A 19118-nucleotide genomic window follows, 5' to 3' on the forward strand; every position below is an offset into this window, starting at 1 on the left:
ATGCTCTGGCGCAGCGTCTCCTCGGCATAGCCCGACATGAACAGGATCGGCAGGCTGGGTATGCGCTTGCGCATCTCCATCGCCATGCCGGGACCATCGAGATTGGGCATCACGACATCGCTGACCACCAGATCGAAAGGGCCGCTGTCGGCGAGCCGCTCGAGCCCATCTTCGCCATCGGTGGCGGTCACGACGGTGAAGCCCTGGCGGGTCAGCGCGCGTTCGGCGACGGCGCGGACCATGTCCTCGTCCTCGACCAGCAGCAGCCGGGCGTTGCCCCATTGGCCGTTGCTGACCTTGGCGGGTTTGCGGCTGCGCTGCTCGACCGCGCCGCCGCGATAGACCGGGAAGTAGATCGAGAACGTCGTGCCTTTGCCCGTCTCCGAATCGACGAAGATGTAACCGCCCGATTGCTTGACGATGCCATACACGGTGGACAGCCCGAGACCGGTGCCCTTGCCGACATCCTTTGTGGTGAAGAACGGCTCGAAGATACGCGCCTGGACGTCGGGCGGAATACCGACGCCGCTGTCCTCGACCAGGATCGCGCTGTATTCGTCGGCCGGCAGGATATCGCTGGCCATCGCGCGCACCTCGGCCGCGGTCACCTTGCGGGTGCGGATGGTCAGCGTTCCGCCGGGCGGGCGCTTAGCCAGCATCGCATCGCGGCCATTGACCGCGAGGTTGACGATGACCTGTTCGAGCTGGCCGGGGTCGGCGCGCACCGGCCCCAGATTGCGGTCGTGCTGAACCTCGAGCACGATCTTCTCGCCGATGAGACGCTTGAGCAGTTCGGAGGTGTCCGAGACGATATCGGGCAGCTGCAGCACCTGTGGGCGCAGGGTCTGCTGCCTCGAGAACGCGAGCAGATGCCGCGTCAGCGACGCGGCGCGGTTGGAGTTGCTGCGGATCTGCTGGATGTCGTCATAATCGCTGTCGCCGGGGCTGTGGCGCATCAGCATCAGGTCGCAATGGCCGATGATCGCGGTCAGCACATTGTTGAAATCATGCGCGACGCCGCCTGCCAGCTGGCCGATCGCCTGCATCTTGCTGGCCTGCGCGACCTGCCGCTTGAGCCGGCTTTCCTCCGAATTGTCCTTGATCGACAGCAGCACCGCGGCATCGCCCATACCGCGCAGCCCTGCGAGCGACAGCGTCACGGGCTCGTCGGGCTGATGCCGCAGCCGCAGCGCGACGTCGGCGGACATTGCCTGGCCGCTGGCGTGGCGGCGCACCGCATCGGCAAGCGCGCCCTTGCCCTCGCGCACCACCAGATCGCCCGGGTATGGCGGCAGTGCGCCCTCGGTGAGCCCGGCAGCACGCAGGAACGCATCGTTGGCGAATAGGAAACGGCCATCGCGATCGGTCATCGCCAGACCCACCGGCAGCAGCCCGAGCAGGGTCTGGACGTAGCCCAGCGCCGTGCCCTTATCCATGCCGCTCGCATCCTCGTCGATCAGCACGACCAGAGCGGGCGCCTTTTCGCGCTCTTCGGGATCGGTATTGTAAAGCGGATCGAGCAGCGGCAGGTGAAACAGCCTGAGCGGCACGCCCTTGCGGCCCTCGCGCTCGAAATAGATTCGGTTGCGTTCGTCTGCGCGCAGGAAGCTGGCAAGATCGCGTCCGACGACGTTGCCGACCTCTGCTCCCGCGGCACGCGCGGCAAAGGCGCTGTTGGCAGCGCGGATGCGGCCTTCCGGGCTGATCGCCGCGGCCATGAAACCGCCCTCACCCAGCGCGCGGCCGGGCCGTCCTGTCAACATCGCATCGGCTTCGGCAGCGAGGTCGAACCGCTGCACCGGCTCGAACCGCCACAGCAGATAATCCTGCCCGCGCCCGACCCGCTGGACCTGCGCATCGATGTTGCTCCCCGAGCTCACCAGCCCGGCGGCCTTGCCATGGCCATCGCGCCAGGCCGCACGGCCCGCCTCGGCCAGCAGATCGCCGCCCTGCCCTGCCAGCGGCAGCTTGGGCGGCACCGTCTCGGCGCCGAACAGGTCGATAAAGCGCTGGTTGGCACAGATCATCCGCCCGGCCTCATCGGTGATCGCAATCGCAATGACCGGGTGGTCGGTCGCGGCATGGGTTACCGACCAGTCGGGCAAAGCGGCCTGTACCCGCACGCGCGCGGGGAATTGGCGGCGATACACCAGGATCAGCGCCGCCAGCCCGACCAGCCCCGCAGCAAACAGCATCAGCGGCACCCAGTCGCCCAGCGCAAGCCAGATCAGCCCACCGCTGACGATGAGGGCACCGGCGATGATCAGCGCGGTGATGCGAGCGTCGGGCGTATCGGGATCGGGAATTGCGGGCAACCATTCCGGCCAGTCAAGGTCAGGGCGGGCACGGGTGGTGGTCAAGGTCGTCGGAGCCCCTTTCATGCGGCCTGCTGGCCTGGCATCAAGGGTGCGACGCTAGCGCAAGTTTTGCCGTGTTACAAATTGCAGTTGCGGGTCAAACGCAAGCTTGTGCGATCAGGGGTGCCGGACCCGCGCCAGCCTGCGCCGGCGCTTACCCGCGACCCACACCCGCCAGCCGATCGAGCTTGCCACATAACCGACAGCGGCGAGGACGATCGCCACGACCACCAGACCGAACGCGGTGATCGAGGCGGCGCCGGTCAGCCATTCCATCCAGGTTTCGACCTGCGGCTGGTTGAGCGCGGTGGCCACGGGCTGGCCGAATGTGGTCGCATCGACACGAAGGATGAAGCTGCCCACGTGATAGCTCGCCAGCCAGAACAATGGCGTGGTGAACGGGTTGGTGATGAAGGTGGTCAGCGCGGCGACCGGCACATTGGCGCGGAACGGCAGCGCCAGCAACGCGGCGGCGAAAATCTGACCGAGCGGAATGATCACGCCGACCAGCACCCCCAATGCCACCCCGCGGGGAACCGAGCGCCGGGTAAACCGCCACAATTCCGAACGCAGCACGCGCGCGGCAAAGGGCTTGATGAAGCGGTTGCGCTCCATGCTCTCGCGCGTCGGCAGATTGCGTCCAACCCAGCGGCTGATCCGGCCCTCAGTCAACTCCAAACCCTTTTGCACTCTTTGATCGCGACAAATGCGACGTCGTTCCATGTGGGAATGACGCTGCAAAAGGCCATAGCCGATCGCGGATTAAAACGACGTTTACCCGAATTCGCCAGCGAATCGGGCAGCGACGACAGTGCACCACAGCCCATAGCGCGCACGCGTGATCTGGCGCACGCTATGTCGTGAACCGACGTTTATTTTCGACGGTCGGAACGCCAGGGCTAGCCGGGGCGGATTGCGCTTCGATTGCAGGCTGGCCCTAGCCCTTGTCGCGCATGATGCGGCCCTGGTCGCGCTTCCATTCGCGCTCCTTGGTCGCGGCGCGCTTGTCGGGCGCCTTCTTGCCCTTGGCAAGCGCAAGTTCGACCTTGGCGCGGCCGCGGCCGTTGAAGAATACCGAGAGCGGTACCAACGTCATCCCCTGGCGGTTGACCGCACCGTGCAGCTTGGCGATTTCGCGCGCGTGCAGCAGAAGCTTGCGCGGGCGCTTGGGTTCGTGGTTCTCGCGGTTGCCGTGGCTGTATTCGGGGATGTTCGAATTGATCAGCCAGATCTGCTCGTCCTTCACCTCGGCATAGCTTTCGGCGATCGAACCCTGGCCTGATCGCAACGCCTTGACCTCGGTTCCGGTGAGCGCGATCCCCGCCTCGTACACGGTGTCGATGGCGTAATCGTAGCGTGCGCGCCGGTTCTCGGCGACGATCTTGGTCTTGTCGAAGGTTTCGGGCTTGGGTCGCGCCATCAAATCAGTCCGGCATGGACGAGCGCAGCATCGACCGTCTTGCGGCTCTTCTTGTCGGGCGGGGTCATCGGCAGCCGCAGATCGGGCAGGAAATCGGGCCGCACGCGGTTGAGCGCATATTTGACCGGGCCGGGCGAGGCATCGGAGAACATCGCCGAATGCAGCGGATACAGCCGGTCGTTGAGCGCGAGTGCCGCCTTGTAGTCGCCCTTGGCGAGCGCCGCCTGAAACTGCGCGCACAACGCCGGCGCGACATTGGCCGTCACCGAAATGCATCCCACCCCGCCCATCGCGCGATGGCCCAGCGCGAGCTCGTCATTGCCCGACATCTGGCAGAACTTCTTGCCGCACTGCGCGCGCTGGGCACTTACCCGCTCCAGATCGCCGGTGGCATCCTTGACCCCGATGACCGTCGGAAAGCGCGACAGCTTGGCCATCGTCTCGACCTTGATGTCGGTGACGGTGCGCGCAGGGACATTATAGAGCATGATCGGCAGGTCGCACGCCTCGGTCAGCGCCTTGAAATGGGCGCGGACGCCGTCCTGCCCGGGGCGGTTGTAATAGGGTGGCACCACCAAAGCCGCGATGGCGCCGGCGGCCTTGGCGTTGTGCATATGGCCGATCGCGACCTTGGTATCGTTCGATCCGCATCCGGCGATCACCGGGACGCGCCCTGCCGCCTGTTCGACGCAGACGCGCACGATGTAATCATGCTCCTCGATCGACATCGTCGCAGCCTCTCCGGTCGTCCCACATGGCACGAGTCCGGAGCTTCCGTTCTCGATCTGCCAGTCGATCAACGCACGAAAGGCCGGCTCGTCAAACGCTCCGTCGCGGAACGGGGTCGCAAGGGCCGGAATTGAGCCGGAAAACATCGGGTAGCTCCTTTACCTTGCCCGCAAATCGGGCAAGAACGAATATCTATAGACACGTATGTGTGTTCAGCGCCTGATAAGGATCGAAAGCGCATGATGTCCAGCATGGTTTCACGAATTGCAATTGCGCGCAGCACGGCCGCACTCATCGCCCTTCCTTTGTTGGGTATTCCAGCCGCCTGTCTGGCGAGCGAACAATCGGCAGATTATGCCGCGGCCCCCGCGCCGGTCAGCCGATCGGGCGATGGCAGCGACTGGGACCGCGCCCGCGCGCAGTTGCTGCAATCGATGCCAGCCGACATGTCGGGCACCATCGCCAACTGGCGGTCGCTGACCACCAGCCCCAACAATTACACCTTCTCCACCTTCGCCAGCTTCCTCATTTCCAACCCCGGCTGGCCCGATGAGGACAAGCTTCGCCGTAGCGCCGAGCAGTCGCTGGGGATCAGCCCCGCAGCGCCGCAGGAGGTGGTATCGTATTTCTCGCGGTTCGCGCCGCTGACCAATGTCGGTCGCGCCCGCCATGCGGTGGCGCTCGATGCAATGGGCCAGCGCGATGCCGCCCGCGCCGAGGCGGCCAAGGCCTGGCGCGGCGGCACGATGATGCCGCAGGACAGGATGCAATTGTTCAGCCGCTTTGGCACCGATTTCACGCTGGCCGATCACGACACGCGGATGGACGCCCTGCTGTGGGCCAAGGCGACGCCCGATGCCGAAGAACAGTTCGGCTTCGTTTCGCCCGAACGCCGCGCGACTTTCGCGGCGCGGCTGGCGATGCTCAAGAACCTGCCCGACGCCGACAGCCTCGCGGGCGCTCTCGGGGCCGAGGCGATGCGCGATTCAGGCTTCGTGGCTCAGCGCGCCAAGCGGCTCAACGACAGCGGAAACTGGCCGATGGCGCGCAATCTGCTCGCCAGCCGCCCGCCGCTCGAATATCGTCCGACCAATCCCGAAGCGTGGTACGAACTGCTGCTGCAGCAGGCACGCGGCGCGAACAATGACAATCAATACAGCACCGCGTTTGACATCGCCTCCAAGGTCGATGATGCGTTCCCGCAAGGGCACGACATCTCCGACGAAAGCCTGGGCGTGCGCGATGATTACACCAGCCTGACCTGGCTTGCCGGCACGGTGGCGTTGCAGAACCTTGGCCGTCCGCGCGACGCGATCGGCATGTTCGCGCGCTACGGCGGCGGCGCACGCACCCCGCAGACCCGGTCCAAGGGGTTCTATTGGGCCGGGCGCGCAGCGGCTGCCGCGGGCGATACGGCAGAAGCGACCCGGTATTTCGAAATGGCGGCGGAATACCCTGACCATTATTACGGCCAGCTCGCCACCGAGCGGCTGGGCCGGACGATCGCTCCCTTTGCCGAGACGCCGCGGGTTCAGGTGAGCGCAGTCGATCGCGGACGGTTCAACGCCAGCAGTTTGGTGCAGGCGACCCAGGTGATCGCACGCAGCGGCGACTGGCCCACTCAGCGGCGCTTCTTTGGTGCGGTTGCCGCTTCCGCGAAAACCCCCGAGGAACATGTGATGGCCGCCGAACTGGCACGCCAGATCGGACGGCGTGATCTTGCGGTGATCGTCGGCCAGGCAGCGCGCACCAAGGGGGTCGACGATCTGCAATCGCTCGCTTTCCCGCAGATGCCGGTACCGCCAGGCTTCCAGAACAACTGGACGATGATCCACGCGATCACCCGGCAGGAAAGCCAGTATGCGCAGAACGCGGTCAGCCACGCCGGCGCGCGTGGGCTGATGCAGCTGATGCCGGGCACCGCGCGCGAGCAGGCGGGCAAGATGGGTCTGAGCTATTCGCTGGGCGCGCTGACCGATGACACGCAATACAACATCCAGCTCGGCGCGGGCTATTTCGCGCGGATGATGGACTATTTCGGCGGCAGCTATCCCCTCGCGGTCGCGGCTTACAACGCCGGTCCCGGTAACGTGAACAAGTGGCTGCGCGCCAATGGCGACCCGCGCACCGGCGGCATCGACATCGTCGAATGGGTCGAGAAAATCCCGATCTTCGAGACCAAGAACTATGTCCAGCGCGTGCTCGAGAACGCGGTGGTCTACGACGTGATGCACCCCGAGCGGTCGACGATGCGCGGCAACAACAAGCTCACACGCTATCTGGGCAAGAACTCGCCTGGCTGACCATCCCAGGCTCCGTCACCCCCGCGAAGGCGGGGGCGACGCTTTTGCGCATCGTTCGAGCAGAAGCTTCACCCCCGCCTTCGCGGGAATGACGGTGGAGGCCGTCGCCTTGTCCGCCCTGCCTTGCTAAAGCCCATCCATGGACCGCCCCAACTACATCACCCCATCGGGCTACGCCGCGCTCAAGGCGCGGTATGACGAACTGCTCGGCGTCGAGCGGCCGGCGATCGTCGAGATCGTCAGCTGGGCGGCGGGCAATGGCGACCGCAGCGAAAACGGCGATTATCTCTATGGCCGCAAGCGGATGCGCGAGATCGACCGCGAGCTGAACCGGCTGGCGCGCAAGATGAAGGCAGCAAGGGTGGTCGATCCCGCCGCGCAGACCGACCACTCCAAGGTGTGGTTCGGCGCCGAGGTCGAGATCGCAGACGAGGACGACAACCGCCGCACCCTCACCCTGGTCGGCGATGACGAGCAGGACGCGGGCGCAGGCCGGATCGGCTGGAATTCCCCCCTCGCCCGCGCGCTGCGCGGCGCCGCGATAGGCGATCTGCGCACGGTGGCGTTGCCGGGCGGGACCAAGGAGTGGGAAGTGCTGGGCATCGCCTACCCGGCCTGACCGACCAAAGACGTCCTTAAACAAAGTTTAATGCTAAAACTGTCGTATCCGTCCTATAGATTCGGCCCATACCTCAGTAGCATTACCTCGCGTGAACAAGGGCCCTGTTCGATGCCGTCACGCACATCAACACAATAAAGTCGTATACGGTTACCTGTCACCAGATTGGTGGCCGTTTTTCTGTGTCTTATGTTTCCTCTGCCCTGATTTGGCAGAGCGATGACGCTTGTCTGAAGGAATTGACCATGAATCCGGTTCTGTATTGGAACGCAATACTTTTGGAGTGCTCGCGGCGTGACTTTACCCGCGGCTTCAACAATGCCCAGCAACCCGGGCCGATCCGCACCTCGCGGGCGATGGCGATCGTTCATCTTGCCATTCACGATGCGGTTGCGTTCAGCAGCGGCAATCCCGGCGCCGCCTGGCTGAGCAAGAAATCGATCGCCCACGGCCTTGGCCCTGCACCGGGCGGCAGCGTGACCGACATCATCGCCGGCGCCGCGGTGGTCACGCTCAAGGCGATGTATCCGCGCTATGGCATCTATATCGACGATTCGACCGGGGCGGTGAACGCCGCGCGGTTCGCATATGGCCAACAGGTCGGCCAGGCGATCCTCGATGCGCGGACCGGAGATGGCTCGGATATCGATATCGTCACCAACCAGCCCTCGGACCCTGTCTATGGCCAGCATCGGGCAGACCCGTTCCAGCCTGGGCAGAACCGGCTGGGCCCGGTGTGGGGCAATGTCACGCGGTTTACCGGCGCATCGAACCAGCCGCTCGATCCGTTTCCGGGGACCGGCCTGTCCGACTATCTCAACAACCCCGACTACCGCGACGATTTCGACGAAGTCCGCGACTATGGCGCGAAGCTGCGCGGCAAGCGGAGCGCAGAGCAGGAGCGCATCGGGGTCTATTGGGGCTATGATGGCGCGATGAACCTGGGTGTGCCGCCGCGGCTGTACAATCAGGTCGCGCGCCGGGTGATCGAGCCGCTGGCGCTGAACATTCCCAAGGCCGCCGAGCTGTTTGCCCAGCTCAACGTCGCGATGGCAGATTCCGGCATCGACGCGTGGCACTGGAAGTATGTCTATGACCTGTGGCGGCCCGTCGTTGGGCTGCGCCAGGAGGATGCAGTGCGGGGTGGCGATCCGTTCTGGGCACCGTTGGGCGCGCCGCAGACCAACACCGCAGGGCCCATGACCCGCAGCCCCAACTTCCCTGCCTACCCCTCGGGCCATGCCACCTTCGGCGCGGCGCTGTTCCAGACGCTGCGGCTGGCGCTCAGCACCGCGCCGGGGCCGATCACGCTCAAGGACGTGCTCGACGTCGAGACGCACGACAGCGCGCCGATCGCCAAGGAAACCTTCAGCTTTGTGTCGGATGAGCTCGACGGCATTGCCAGCGATCCCGATGGATCGACCCGGACCCGGGTGGACAAGACCTTCGACAATTTCGCCGAAGCGGTCTGGGAAAACTCGGTCAGCCGGATCTATCTGGGCGTCCACTGGCGGTTCGACGGCATCCCGCGCCGCGATGGCGAGAACATCGGCGGGGTTCCGCTGGGTCTCGCGATCGGCAGCGAGGCGCACGACTTCTTCAACACCGCGCCATCACTGGGCGGGGTTGTGATGCCTTAACTCAGCAAACGACGTCGGCAGGGTTGCGCGGTCCCACTCGGGCGGCGCAACCCTCTGGCGGACTACTGGCCCCGGATCAGCAGGTTGCGGATCTCGGTCATGTCTTCCATCGCAAAGCGGATGCCCTCGCGGCCCAGCCCCGAATCCTTGACCCCGCCATAGGGCATGTTGTCGATGCGGAAACTGGGGACGTCGTTGATCACGATTCCGCCGACATCGAGATGGTCCCAGCAGTCGAACATCTTGAACAGGTCGCGGGTGAACACGCCTGCCTGCAGCCCGAACTTGCTGGCGTTGACCTCTTTCATCGCCTTGCCGAAATCGGTGAAACTCGAAAGCACCGCGACCGGGCCAAACGCCTCTTCGGTGACGATCTTCGCTTCGTGCGGCACGTTTTCGAGCAGGGTCGCCTCGAGCATCGCGCCATCGCGCTTGCCACCGCACAACAATGTGCCGCCCAGTGAGACCGCTTCCTGGACCCAGCCGTCCAGGCGGGTCGCCTCTTTGACGTGGATCATCGGGCCGATAAAGGTGTCGCGGTCCTTGGGGTCGCCCGAGACCAATGTCTTGGCCTTGGCGACCAGCATGTCGCGGAACTTTTCGTAGACATCGGCATGGATCAGAATGCGCTGCACCCCGATGCAGCTTTGCCCTGACTGGTAGAAGGCGCCGAAGATCACGCGCTCCATCGCATCGTCGAGATTGGCATCGGAATCGATGATCACCGCAGCGTTGCCGCCGAGCTCGAGCACGACCTTCTTCTTGCCGCAGCGGGCCTTGAGGTCCCAGCCGACATCGGGCGAGCCGGTGAATGAGAGCAGCTTGAGCCGGTCATCGGTGGTGAACAGGTCGGCGCCATCGCGGCTGGCGGGCAGGATTGAGAACGCGCCCTTGGGCAGGTCGGTCTCGGCGAGCACCTCGCCCATGATGATCGCGCCCAACGGCGTGCGGCTGGCGGGCTTCATCACGAACGGGCAGCCCACCGCGATCGCGGGCGCGATCTTGTGCGCGGCAAGATTCAAAGGAAAATTGAACGGCGAGATGAACGAGCACGGCCCGATCGGCACCCGCTTCCACATGCCGCGATAGCCCTTGGCGCGCGGGCTGATGTCCATCGTCTGGACCTCGCCCGCCATCCGCACCGATTCTTCGGCCGCGATGCGGAAGGTGTCGATCAGCCGGCTGACCTCGCCTTCGGAATCCTTGATCGGCTTGCCCGCCTCGACGCACAGCGAATAGGCCAGCTCGTCTGCCCGCTCCTTGAACCGGGTGACGCAATGGTTGAGGATTTCCTGCCGCTTATAGCTCGGCATCCGCGCCATCGGCTCGGCTGCCTCGACAGCGCCCGCGATCGCAGCGTCGATCGTCGCGGCATCGGCCTGCGCGACGCGAAACGCGACCTCGCCGGTGAACTTGTCGGTCACCTCGAGATCGGTGTTCGGCTGCTGGGCGACGTTGTTGAGATAGAGCGGATAGACGGATTTGAGGGTGGTCATAGCGGGTCCCTTATAGCCCTCTCCCCTTCAGGGGAGAGGGTTGGGAGAGGGGGCCGCCCTCCCCCTTGGCATGAAGCGGGAAGCGGGAAGTCCATTCCCCTCTCCCCGGCCCTCTCCCCTGAAGGGGAGAGGGGGATTTCTGTTTAAAGCTCTTTCGCCATCTTCTTGATGTCGATGTTCAAGATCTGATCGTTCTCCGAATAATCAACCGGGCAATCGATGAGATGCACCCCTGGCGTGTCGCGCGTGTGCGCGAGCAGTTCCTTGAGGTGCTCGGCGCTTTCGACGCGATAGCCGTTGGCGCCATAGGCCTCGGCATATTTGACGAAATCGGGGTTGCCATAGGTCAGGCCGAAATCGGCAAAGCCCATGTTCGCCTGCTTCCAGCGGATCATGCCGTAGCTGTTGTCGTTGAGGATCAGCACGGTCATGTTGAGCTTGAGGCGGACCGCGGTTTCCATCTCCTGGCTGTTCATCATGAACCCGCCATCGCCGCAGATCGCCAGCACCTTGCGGTCGGGATAGACCATAGACGACATCATCGCCGACGGCAGCCCCGCGCCCATCGTGGCGAGCGCGTTGTCGAGCAGCACGGTGTTGGGGCGATAGGCCTCGTAGCCGCGCGCGAACCATATCTTGTAGACGCCGTTGTCGAGGCAGATGATGCCGTCATCGGGCATCGCATCGCGGATCTGCTGCACCAGATAGGGCGGGAAGATCGGGAAGCGCGCATCGTCCGACAGCGATTTGGTGTGATCGACCTCAGCCTTGCGGAAGGCGAGCATATGGTCGAACTTCCATCCGCCATTGGGGACGATGTCTTCCTTCATCTGCCAGATTGCGTTGGCGATATCGCCGATCACCTCGATCTCGGGGAAATAGACTGGGTCGACCTCGGCGGTCTTGGACGAGATGTGGATCACCGGGGTGCCGCCTGGATGCATGAAGAACGGCGGCTTTTCGATCACGTCATGGCCGATGTTGACGATAAGGTCGGCCGCTTCCACCGCCCGGTGGACGAAATCGCCCGCCGAGAGCGCCGCACAGCCGACGAACTTGGGGTGCCGCTCGTCGATCACGCCCTTGCCCAATTGGGTGGTGAGGAAGGGAATGCCGGTCTTCTCGATGAACTGCAGCAGCATGCGGCTGGTCATCGTGCGGTTGGCCCCTGCCCCGATCACCAGGATCGGCGACTTGGCTTTTTCCAGCGCGGTCACCGCCGCGCGGATCGACTTCTTGTCGGCGTTGGGCCGCCGGGTCTGGCTGGGCTTCAAAGGAACCGAATCGGTCTTTTCCTCGGCGATGTCCTCGGGAAACTCGATATGCGTCGCGCCGGGCTTTTCCTCTTCGGCCAGACGGAACGCCTCGCGCACGCGGCTGGGGATGTTGTCGGCGCTGGCGAGCTGATGGGTGAACTTGGTGATCGGCTTCATCATGCCGACGACGTCGAGGATCTGGAAGCGACCCTGCTTGGATTTCTTGATAGGCTTCTGGCCGGTCACCATCAGGATCGGCATGCCGCCGAGCTGCGCATAGGCCGCAGCGGTGACGAAGTTGGTCGCGCCCGGGCCCAAGGTCGCCATGCACACCCCGGTCTTGCCGGTGTGACGGCCATAAGTCGCCGCCATGAAGCCTGCACCCTGTTCGTGCCGGGTGAGGATCAGCTTGATCTGGGTCGACCGGCTGAGCGAATCGAGCATGTCGAGATTTTCTTCGCCAGGTACGCCGAAGATATACTCGACGCCCTCCTCCTCCAGACACTGGATGAACAGATCGGATGCTTTGGTCATGGATAACTCCCCCGGAAACCGAAATTGGCAGATTGTTGCAATCGTGCGACCGAAAGGATGACCGGGCGGTGCATTGTGCTTGGTGCCCGGGCGGAAAAAGCGTTGCGAAACCATGGACTCCGCAGCCCAAGCCCCGTGTGACCCAAGGCATAACCCCAAATATTTGCCGAGTCACCCGCCAAAAGCCCGCATCGGATGCCCCGCGCGTTGCCGCGGTCGGGACCGGCCTTTGGGGCGCGGACCGGTGCCGCGTTCAAAGGCCTGTGAATGTTGGAATTGGCGCAGTATTATTGGGCATTAACCGATCATAACTTCATCTGCGCGTGCGATCGGATAAGCTATCGGCTGCGCGCGAAGCGTCGCCCCAGCACCGGAGGTCATTATACATGGACCGGTCCCCTGTCTTTTCCGCGATCAAGGCGCTGCGCGCCGGAAAGCCTTTCACACAGGCCGAGGTCGTCGCGGTCGACGGCCTGCTCGACACGCTGGGGATTGCGCGATCGACGGGCCCGGCGGCAACGGCGGCGAAGATCGGTCTGACCGCAGCGGACTTCCAGCAGGTCGCGACGGCCCTGGGCTGCACCATCGCCCAGATCCGCGCGGTGTGGGAGGTCGAAAGCGGCGGCGGCTGGTTCAAGGACGTGCGCGCCGATATTCTCGCGCTCGACGGCCCCGGCGGGTTTCTCGATGGCCCGCATCTGCCCAAGATCCTGTTCGAAGCGCATATCTTCGACCGCTACACCGAAGGGAAATTCCGCGCGAGCCACCCCAATCTGTCGAGCGCGCGCTGGGACCGGAAGCTCTATATCGGCGGCCAGGGCGAATATGTCCGGCTGTGGAAGGCGATGGCGCTCGACCGCCAAGCCGCGCTGCTCTCAGCCTCGGTGGGCGGCGCGCAGATCATGGGGTTCAACCACAAGGCAGCGGGCTTCGAGACCGTCGAGGCGTTCTGGGACGCGATGAGGGTGTCAGAGGCCGCGCACCTCAACGCGTTCGCCGCGTTCATCACCTCCAAAAAGCTGGTGACCGCGCTCAAGGCGATCAGCAACGTCGCAGCGACCTGCATCGCCTTTGCCAAGGGCTATAACGGCGCGGGCTATGCCGCGAACAGTTATCACGTGAAGATCGCGGCGGCGCACGCCAGATACAGCTGAGCGCCGAGCGCGCGATCAGTAACCCAGCGCCAGGTCGACCTCGTTGACCAGCGCCTCGCCGCGCACGTAACGGCCAAGGTTGTCCGCGAACAGCGCCGCCGACCGCTGGAACATGCGGGTCTGCGCGCGGCCCGACAGGTGCATCGAAATCTGCACGTTGGGCAGCGTCCACAGTTCGTGATCGGCAGGCAGCGGCTCGGGCGTGGTGACATCGAGGAACGCGCCGGCGATGCTCTTGGCCTTGAGCGCGGCGATCAGCGCGTCCTGATCGACGCACTCGCCGCGCGCGATGTTCACCAGAATCGCCTCGGGCTTCATCGCCGCCAGTTCCGCCTCGCCGATCAGCGCATCGGTCTCGCGCGTCGCCGGCGTGGCGACGACCACCCAGTCATAGTCCCCGATCCTGCTGCGCCAGTCGTCCGCACCCAACACGCCTTCGCCCGGCCGCGCGGTGCGCGCAACGCCGGTCACCGCGACGCCGAACCCCTTGAGCCGCTCGCCGATCGCCGCTCCGATCGCGCCATAGCCGATGATCAGCGCGCGGGTCTCGAACAGTTCGATCGTGCCCGGCGAGGCCCACAGCCATTCCTTGCGGTCGGCGGCGCGCACGACATCGGCATAGCACTTGGCCATGCTCAGCATCCCCAGCACCGCATATTCGGCGACCGCAATCGTATTGATGCCGACGCCGTTGGTGACGCGGGTGGCGCGCGCGGTCAGTTGCTCGACCGGGAAGTGGTCGAGCCCGGCATACAGCGTCGAGACCCATTTGAGCTGCGTTCCGGCGAGCATCACATCGCGCATTGCCTGCTTGTCGTGCATGTCGACCCAGGCGATGTCCGCATCGGCCACCTCGCGCACCGCCTCTTCGGTCGAACCGATCCAGGCGACGTCTACGCCCTGAGGGATCGAGCTTTCCAGGAACGGGCGCACCAGCGCGGAAATTACGGCCTTGGTCATGCTCTCTCCTGTTCAGGCAAACGCACCGCTACCTGTTCTCCGGCCGCCGCCGGAATCCAGAGCGGTTGTGGCGCAATCCGACTCCTGGGCTCCGGCTTTCGCCGGAGAACGAACCCTACCCGTCTGTCCCGAGCGAAGTCGAGGGACGTGTTCGCCGACGGTAGCGTGTACGTCCCTCGACTTCGCTCGGGAACTCGGGAATGTTGTATCCAAAGAGCGCGCTAGACCTCGATCCGCCACTCCCAGCCGAGCGGATCACCATCCATCACCTCGATACCCGCGCTGGTCAACTCGTCGCGGATCGCATCGGATGCCGCGAAGTTCTTGTCGGCGCGGGCCTCCTTGCGCAGCTTCAGCAGGCGCTCGACGTCGGCCTCGTCGATGGTCGCCGCCGCCGGGCGAAGGCGCAGGTCTGCACGCTCAAGCGCCAGCAGCCCAAAGCCCAGCACGGCGTCCATCGCGGCAATCACTGCCAGTCGCTGCCCTGCATCGACCTTCTTCTGCGCCAGCACCTCGTCGAGCACAGTGAGCGCCTTCGACGTGTTCAAGTCATCGGATACCGCAGCGTCGAAATCGCCCAGCAGCTGGACCAGACGCGGATGATCGACCGTATCGGCCGCGCTCGCGCCCGATCGCAAGGCAGCGACCGCCATCACCAGCCGCTTCAATCGCGTCAGTGCCGCGAGCAGATTGTCCCAACTGAACTCGAGCTCGCTGCGGTAATGCGCCTGCAGGCACATCAGCCGATACGCAAGCGGGTGGAACCCCTTGTCGATGAGCAACTGCAGCCGGAGGAACTCTCCGGACGACTTCGACATCTTGCCGGTGCGGTCGATCAGGAAGTTGTTGTGCATCCAGATCTTGGCGCCGGAGTTTCGCGGATCATCCAGACCATTAGTGCAGCAGAATGCCTGATTCTGGGCGATTTCATTGGGATGATGAATTTCGCGATGGTCGATACCGCCGGTATGGATGTCGAAGGGGAAGCCGAGCAGTTTTTCTCCCATCACCGAGCACTCCAGGTGCCAGCCCGGGGCACCCCGGCCCCAGGGCGAATCCCACTCCATCTGCCGCGTCTCGCCGATGGGTGTCTTGCGCCAGATCGCAAAGTCAGCAGCGTTGCGCTTGCCTTCCACGCCCTCGATCCGGCCCTCACCGTCCTCGGTCACCGCGCGCGCCAGGCGGCCATAATCGGCCACGGTCGTTACATCGAAATAGAGCCCGCTGTCCAACTCATAGCAGTGCTTGTCGGCCATCGACTTGCCCCACTCGATCATCGCCCCGACATATTCGGTCGCACGCGGATGCTGCTTGGGCTGGACGTTCAAGCGGGCCAGATCGCGCTCGAAATCCTCCTGATAGAAGCGCGCGATATCCCACGCAGACTTGCCCTCACGCGCCGCCATGCGTTCCATCTTGTCCTCGCCCTCATCGGCGTCGGACGTCAAATGGCCGACATCGGTGATGTTGATGACATGGGTGAGCTTGTAGGCCTTCCATTGCAACGTGCGTCCCAGCGTATCGGCGAAAACATAGGCACGCATGTTTCCGATGTGCTGGTAATTATACACCGTGGGCCCGCAGCTATAGACCCGCGCCTCGCCCGGGTGGACGGGCTCGAACGGCTCTAGCGAACGCGTCAGGCTGTTGAACAGCACCAAAGGTGCCTTGTCGGATGAAGGTGCGGACTGGGTCATGACCCCCTGCCCTTGCCTGCAAACCGCGCGGGCCGTCAAGCACCATGGCGCGGATACAAAAACCCCGCCCGGGCCGGTCGCAGCGGCCCGGGCGGGGTTGAAACGCGATCAGATCAGCGGTCGCCGCTGGTTGCGGTATCTGGTTCGATCGCTGCCATGGATTCGACCAAGAGGCTGAGCTGATTCTCGCAACCATTCTCGATCAGCGTTCCGGCAACCTCGTCGATCTCGGTGGGTACGCTGGGCAGCACGACCAGGTCGATCTTCTTCGCCGCGCCGTCGGGTCCGGTCAGCGTGTAGCTCGAACCGCTCACCACCGGGACCTCGGCGAACGGCCACACGCGGTTGCCCGATCCCTTCTTCCACAAGAGGTCGGCCGAGGCACCGCCGGTGCCGGACAGCTTGAGGTTGACGTCATCCGCCACGCTCGAGCGCCAGAACAGCAGCCGGTTGGGCTCAGCCACACAGAACTTGCCCGCCTTGCTGGCATCAATGAACCACAGATTGGGGCTGCGCGGCGCTGCAGGCTTGGCTTCGGACGGGGCACCGCGAACGGCTCCGGTGCGGGTCCGGCTGGCTCCGCCGCTGGTCGACAGCAGGCTGGCGATCTGCGTGCTCTGCGTCTGGTCGCGCTTGACCGCGCCATCGAGCGTGAAGGTGCCGGGGCCGGAAAGAACGCGCGTTCCCGCCTTGTCGAGCACAGTTACGCGGTCGCTGGCCTTGAGCACCACCTTGGTGTTGGCGGGCAGCTTCTTGCCGGCGGGATATTGCGCCGCCGAGGGCCCCGCCGATCGGACGACCATCGATTGCGCGATGGCGGCACCGCTTGCGGTAATCCCCAAAGTTAAGACTGCACCCAACGCAAGCGCCCGGCGAAGTACGGACTTCCTTTCAACCGAGAACATAGCTTTCTCCTTTTTGTGTCTGACCAAGTCGCTTGAACAGATTCGCGATGGCCTCTTCTTGCCCCAATGCTTCAAGCCGTGTTGTGAGTTGAACCACAGCGGCCAAATCACCTGCCTGGTGGGCCGCCACCAGCTCCCCGATACTGGTGCGTTCGCTGACCGGCATGTCCGGCGCGGGTTCGAATATATCCACCGGCTTGGCGCGCCCTCTTAGCACAATCCGCCCCATCGGACGATACCAGTCGAGCCCGGAACGCTCCGCTGCCTCGCGGCTGACCAGCACGCGGGTATCGAGATTCTTGTTGGCCGCCTCCAGCCGCGCGGCGGTGTTCATGCTGTCGCCGAAGGCGGTGTACTGGATACGGCCCTCGCCGCCGAAATTGCCGACGATCGCCTCGCCGAAATGCACGCCCACCCGGGTGCGGCCGATCGGCGGCACGCCTTCGGGCGCGCTGCGGCGGAAATCCTCGCCCGCTTCATACATCGCCCACGCGGCGCGGACCGCGCGCTCGCCATCGTCGGGAAAGCTGATCGGCGCGCCCCAGAAGGCGACCACCGCATCGCCGACGAACTTGTCGAGCGTGCCGCCATATTGCAGCACCACGTCTGCCAGCCGGTCGAGATAATCGTTGAGCAGCAACGCCACCATTTCCGGCTCGATCGCGTGGGTCAGCTTGGTGAACCCTTCCAGATCGGTGAACACGCAGAAGATCTCGCGCTTCTCGCCGTGCAGCGCCAGTTTGTCGGGGTCCTTGAGGATCTCCGCCGCCACCGAGCGGGGCAGATATTTGCCCAAAGCGTTCTGCGCGAAGGCGCGCTGCTTGGAGCCGACCACACGCGCCGCCGCGCCGACCGAGGTATAGGCAAGCAGCCATCCCGTCGCCCAGCCGAAGCTCGGCAGATTGAGCGTATCGAAACCCTGATGTTGCAGGATGAACGGCACGGTGATGAAGAACAGGATCTGCGACCCCAGCAGCAACCCCATGATCCACGCGCGCGCCTGGCTGATCGCGGTGGCGCAGCCCGCGATCACCACGACGAAGGCGATCACCCACAGCGACCAGCCGGGAGACGCAAACGGCTGATCGTTATCGAGCAGCTGCGACATCATGTGCGCGTGCACTTCCAGCCCGATCATCTGCGATTCGCCGGTGACGACATCGCCGATGCGGGTCAACGGGGTGTCGAACTTGTCGAAGTCGACGAAATCGCCCCCGATCAGGATGTGCTTGCCGGCGACCTCGCTGGCCAGGAACTCGGCGCTGGCGGAGTCGGCGAACAGATCGATCGGCAGCTTGTTGATCACCGGACGGTCCGACGACAGCGGCAGCCGGAAGCGAATGGCGCCGCGATAATCGGCAAAGGCGGCATTGGGCGGCGTCATCGCGCGCACCATGATCGGCGGCAGGTTCTTCGGCTGGTCAGGCCAGCGCCGCGCCACGCCATCGGCATCGGTCAGCAGACGGATGCTGGTGGGCACCGTCTTGTCGGTCGTGACATCCTTGAGGAACTGCTCGAGAAATTCCTGCTGACGAAACTGGATCGCCTCGGTGTTGGTATCGTTCGAGGCATAAGCGACATGGGTGGGCGTGGTCATCGATCGCAGCGCCGACTTGAGCGCCGCATCGTCGTCCTGCGGCTGATCGAACAGGATATCTATGCCGATCGATTTTGCGCCCATCGCGTCGAGATTCGTCAGCGCATTGGCCAGGATGGTGCGGTCCACCGGAGAACGCTGGCCGGTGTCGATCAGCGTGTCGTCGGTATAGACCACCATCAGGATGCGCGGGTCCTGGTCGACTTTCTGGGCAAAATTCGCCGCGCGCATGTCGTACATCGCGTTTTCGGCGTCGCCCAGCAGCGGCATCTGCGGGCTGAACCGGGCGACCGCGATGGCGAACACCAGAAAGCCCAAGGTCGCGAGCAGCCGCACAAGACCAAGCTGGCGGATCAATCGGCCGGCCGAACGCCCGACCTCGTCGCGGCTGGTCGGCGCGGATGCAGTGACGGGTTTCAATGCCATGATATCGGTTGCTGCCCCCCGGCGC

General features: G+C 64.4%; 14 protein-coding genes. 4 read left to right on the top strand and 10 right to left on the bottom strand.

The genetic code is table 11. The annotated features are described in order from the left end of the window. The 4 genes from QUV11_RS07105 to dapA all read right to left on the bottom strand — a co-directional run. Positions 1-2276: ATP-binding protein (locus QUV11_RS07105; protein ID WP_300881391.1), on the bottom strand; the 2276-nt coding region annotated here is incomplete at its 3' end. Positions 2277-2474: 198 nt separating this feature from the next. Beyond that, positions 2475-3029 (bottom strand): DUF2062 domain-containing protein, encoded by a 555-nt coding sequence (locus tag QUV11_RS07110; RefSeq protein ID WP_367279846.1) that lies wholly within the window; start codon positions 3027-3029, stop codon positions 2475-2477. A gap of 265 nt (positions 3030-3294) precedes the next feature. Beyond that, the gene (gene smpB, locus QUV11_RS07115) at positions 3295-3777 is read right to left on the bottom strand and encodes an SsrA-binding protein SmpB (RefSeq protein WP_300881278.1); all 483 of its coding nucleotides are present in this window, start codon (positions 3775-3777) and stop codon (positions 3295-3297) included. After that, positions 3777-4652, bottom strand: a complete 876-nt coding sequence (gene dapA / locus QUV11_RS07120) for a 4-hydroxy-tetrahydrodipicolinate synthase (protein WP_300881279.1) — start codon at positions 4650-4652, stop codon at positions 3777-3779. Before dapA ends, smpB begins: the two co-directional genes overlap by 1 nt. A 105-nt stretch (positions 4653-4757) precedes the next feature. On the opposite strand from dapA, the gene QUV11_RS07125 reads away from it, so the two are divergent. The 3 genes from QUV11_RS07125 to QUV11_RS07135 all read left to right on the top strand — a co-directional run bounded on the left by QUV11_RS07125 (position 4758) and on the right by QUV11_RS07135 (position 9068). Then, positions 4758-6809, top strand: coding sequence for a lytic transglycosylase domain-containing protein (locus QUV11_RS07125; RefSeq protein ID WP_300881280.1), 2052 nt, complete (start codon positions 4758-4760; stop codon positions 6807-6809). A 139-nt stretch (positions 6810-6948) separates the two neighbouring features. Beyond that, on the top strand, positions 6949-7428 hold the full coding sequence (locus tag QUV11_RS07130) for a GreA/GreB family elongation factor (RefSeq protein ID WP_300881281.1): 480 nt from the start codon (positions 6949-6951) through the stop codon (positions 7426-7428). A 245-nt stretch (positions 7429-7673) separates the two neighbouring features. After that, positions 7674-9068: a vanadium-dependent haloperoxidase gene (locus QUV11_RS07135; protein WP_300881282.1), complete on the top strand. Its 1395-nt coding sequence runs from the start codon at positions 7674-7676 to the stop codon at positions 9066-9068. A 62-nt stretch (positions 9069-9130) separates the two neighbouring features. Here QUV11_RS07135 and QUV11_RS07140 read toward each other — a convergent pair whose 3' ends face one another. Beyond that, positions 9131-10564, bottom strand: a complete 1434-nt coding sequence (locus QUV11_RS07140; RefSeq protein ID WP_300881283.1) for an aldehyde dehydrogenase family protein — start codon at positions 10562-10564, stop codon at positions 9131-9133. A gap of 143 nt (positions 10565-10707) precedes the next feature. Next, positions 10708-12354, bottom strand: a complete 1647-nt coding sequence (locus QUV11_RS07145) for an acetolactate synthase large subunit (RefSeq protein WP_300881284.1) — start codon at positions 12352-12354, stop codon at positions 10708-10710. 386 nt (positions 12355-12740) lie between these two features. Here QUV11_RS07145 and QUV11_RS07150 point away from each other — a divergent pair, with 386 nt between their 5' ends. Continuing rightward, entirely contained in the window at positions 12741-13508 is a 768-nt protein-coding gene (locus tag QUV11_RS07150; RefSeq protein ID WP_300881285.1) for an N-acetylmuramidase family protein, read from the top strand. A gap of 15 nt (positions 13509-13523) precedes the next feature. On the opposite strand, the gene QUV11_RS07155 is transcribed toward QUV11_RS07150, so the two are convergent. The 4 genes from QUV11_RS07155 to QUV11_RS07170 form a co-directional block, all read right to left on the bottom strand. Next, positions 13524-14468: a D-2-hydroxyacid dehydrogenase gene (locus tag QUV11_RS07155; protein WP_300881286.1), complete on the bottom strand. Its 945-nt coding sequence runs from the start codon at positions 14466-14468 to the stop codon at positions 13524-13526. 221 nt (positions 14469-14689) lie between these two features. Then, positions 14690-16165 carry a cysteine--tRNA ligase gene (gene cysS / locus QUV11_RS07160; RefSeq protein ID WP_300881287.1) on the bottom strand — a complete coding sequence of 492 codons (1476 nt, stop codon included), beginning with the start codon at positions 16163-16165 and terminating at the stop codon, positions 14690-14692. A 113-nt stretch (positions 16166-16278) separates the two neighbouring features. Then, positions 16279-17070, bottom strand: a complete 792-nt coding sequence (locus QUV11_RS07165) for a hypothetical protein (protein WP_300881288.1) — start codon at positions 17068-17070, stop codon at positions 16279-16281. After that, positions 17057-19093 (bottom strand): adenylate/guanylate cyclase domain-containing protein, encoded by a 2037-nt coding sequence (locus QUV11_RS07170; RefSeq protein WP_300881289.1) that lies wholly within the window; start codon positions 19091-19093, stop codon positions 17057-17059. The genes QUV11_RS07165 and QUV11_RS07170 overlap by 14 nt, the downstream gene beginning before the upstream one ends. Positions 19094-19118: the final 25 nt, after the last annotated feature.

It is taken from the genome of Blastomonas sp., assembly GCF_030373265.1.
In the GTDB taxonomy this organism is placed as follows: domain Bacteria; phylum Pseudomonadota; class Alphaproteobacteria; order Sphingomonadales; family Sphingomonadaceae; genus Blastomonas.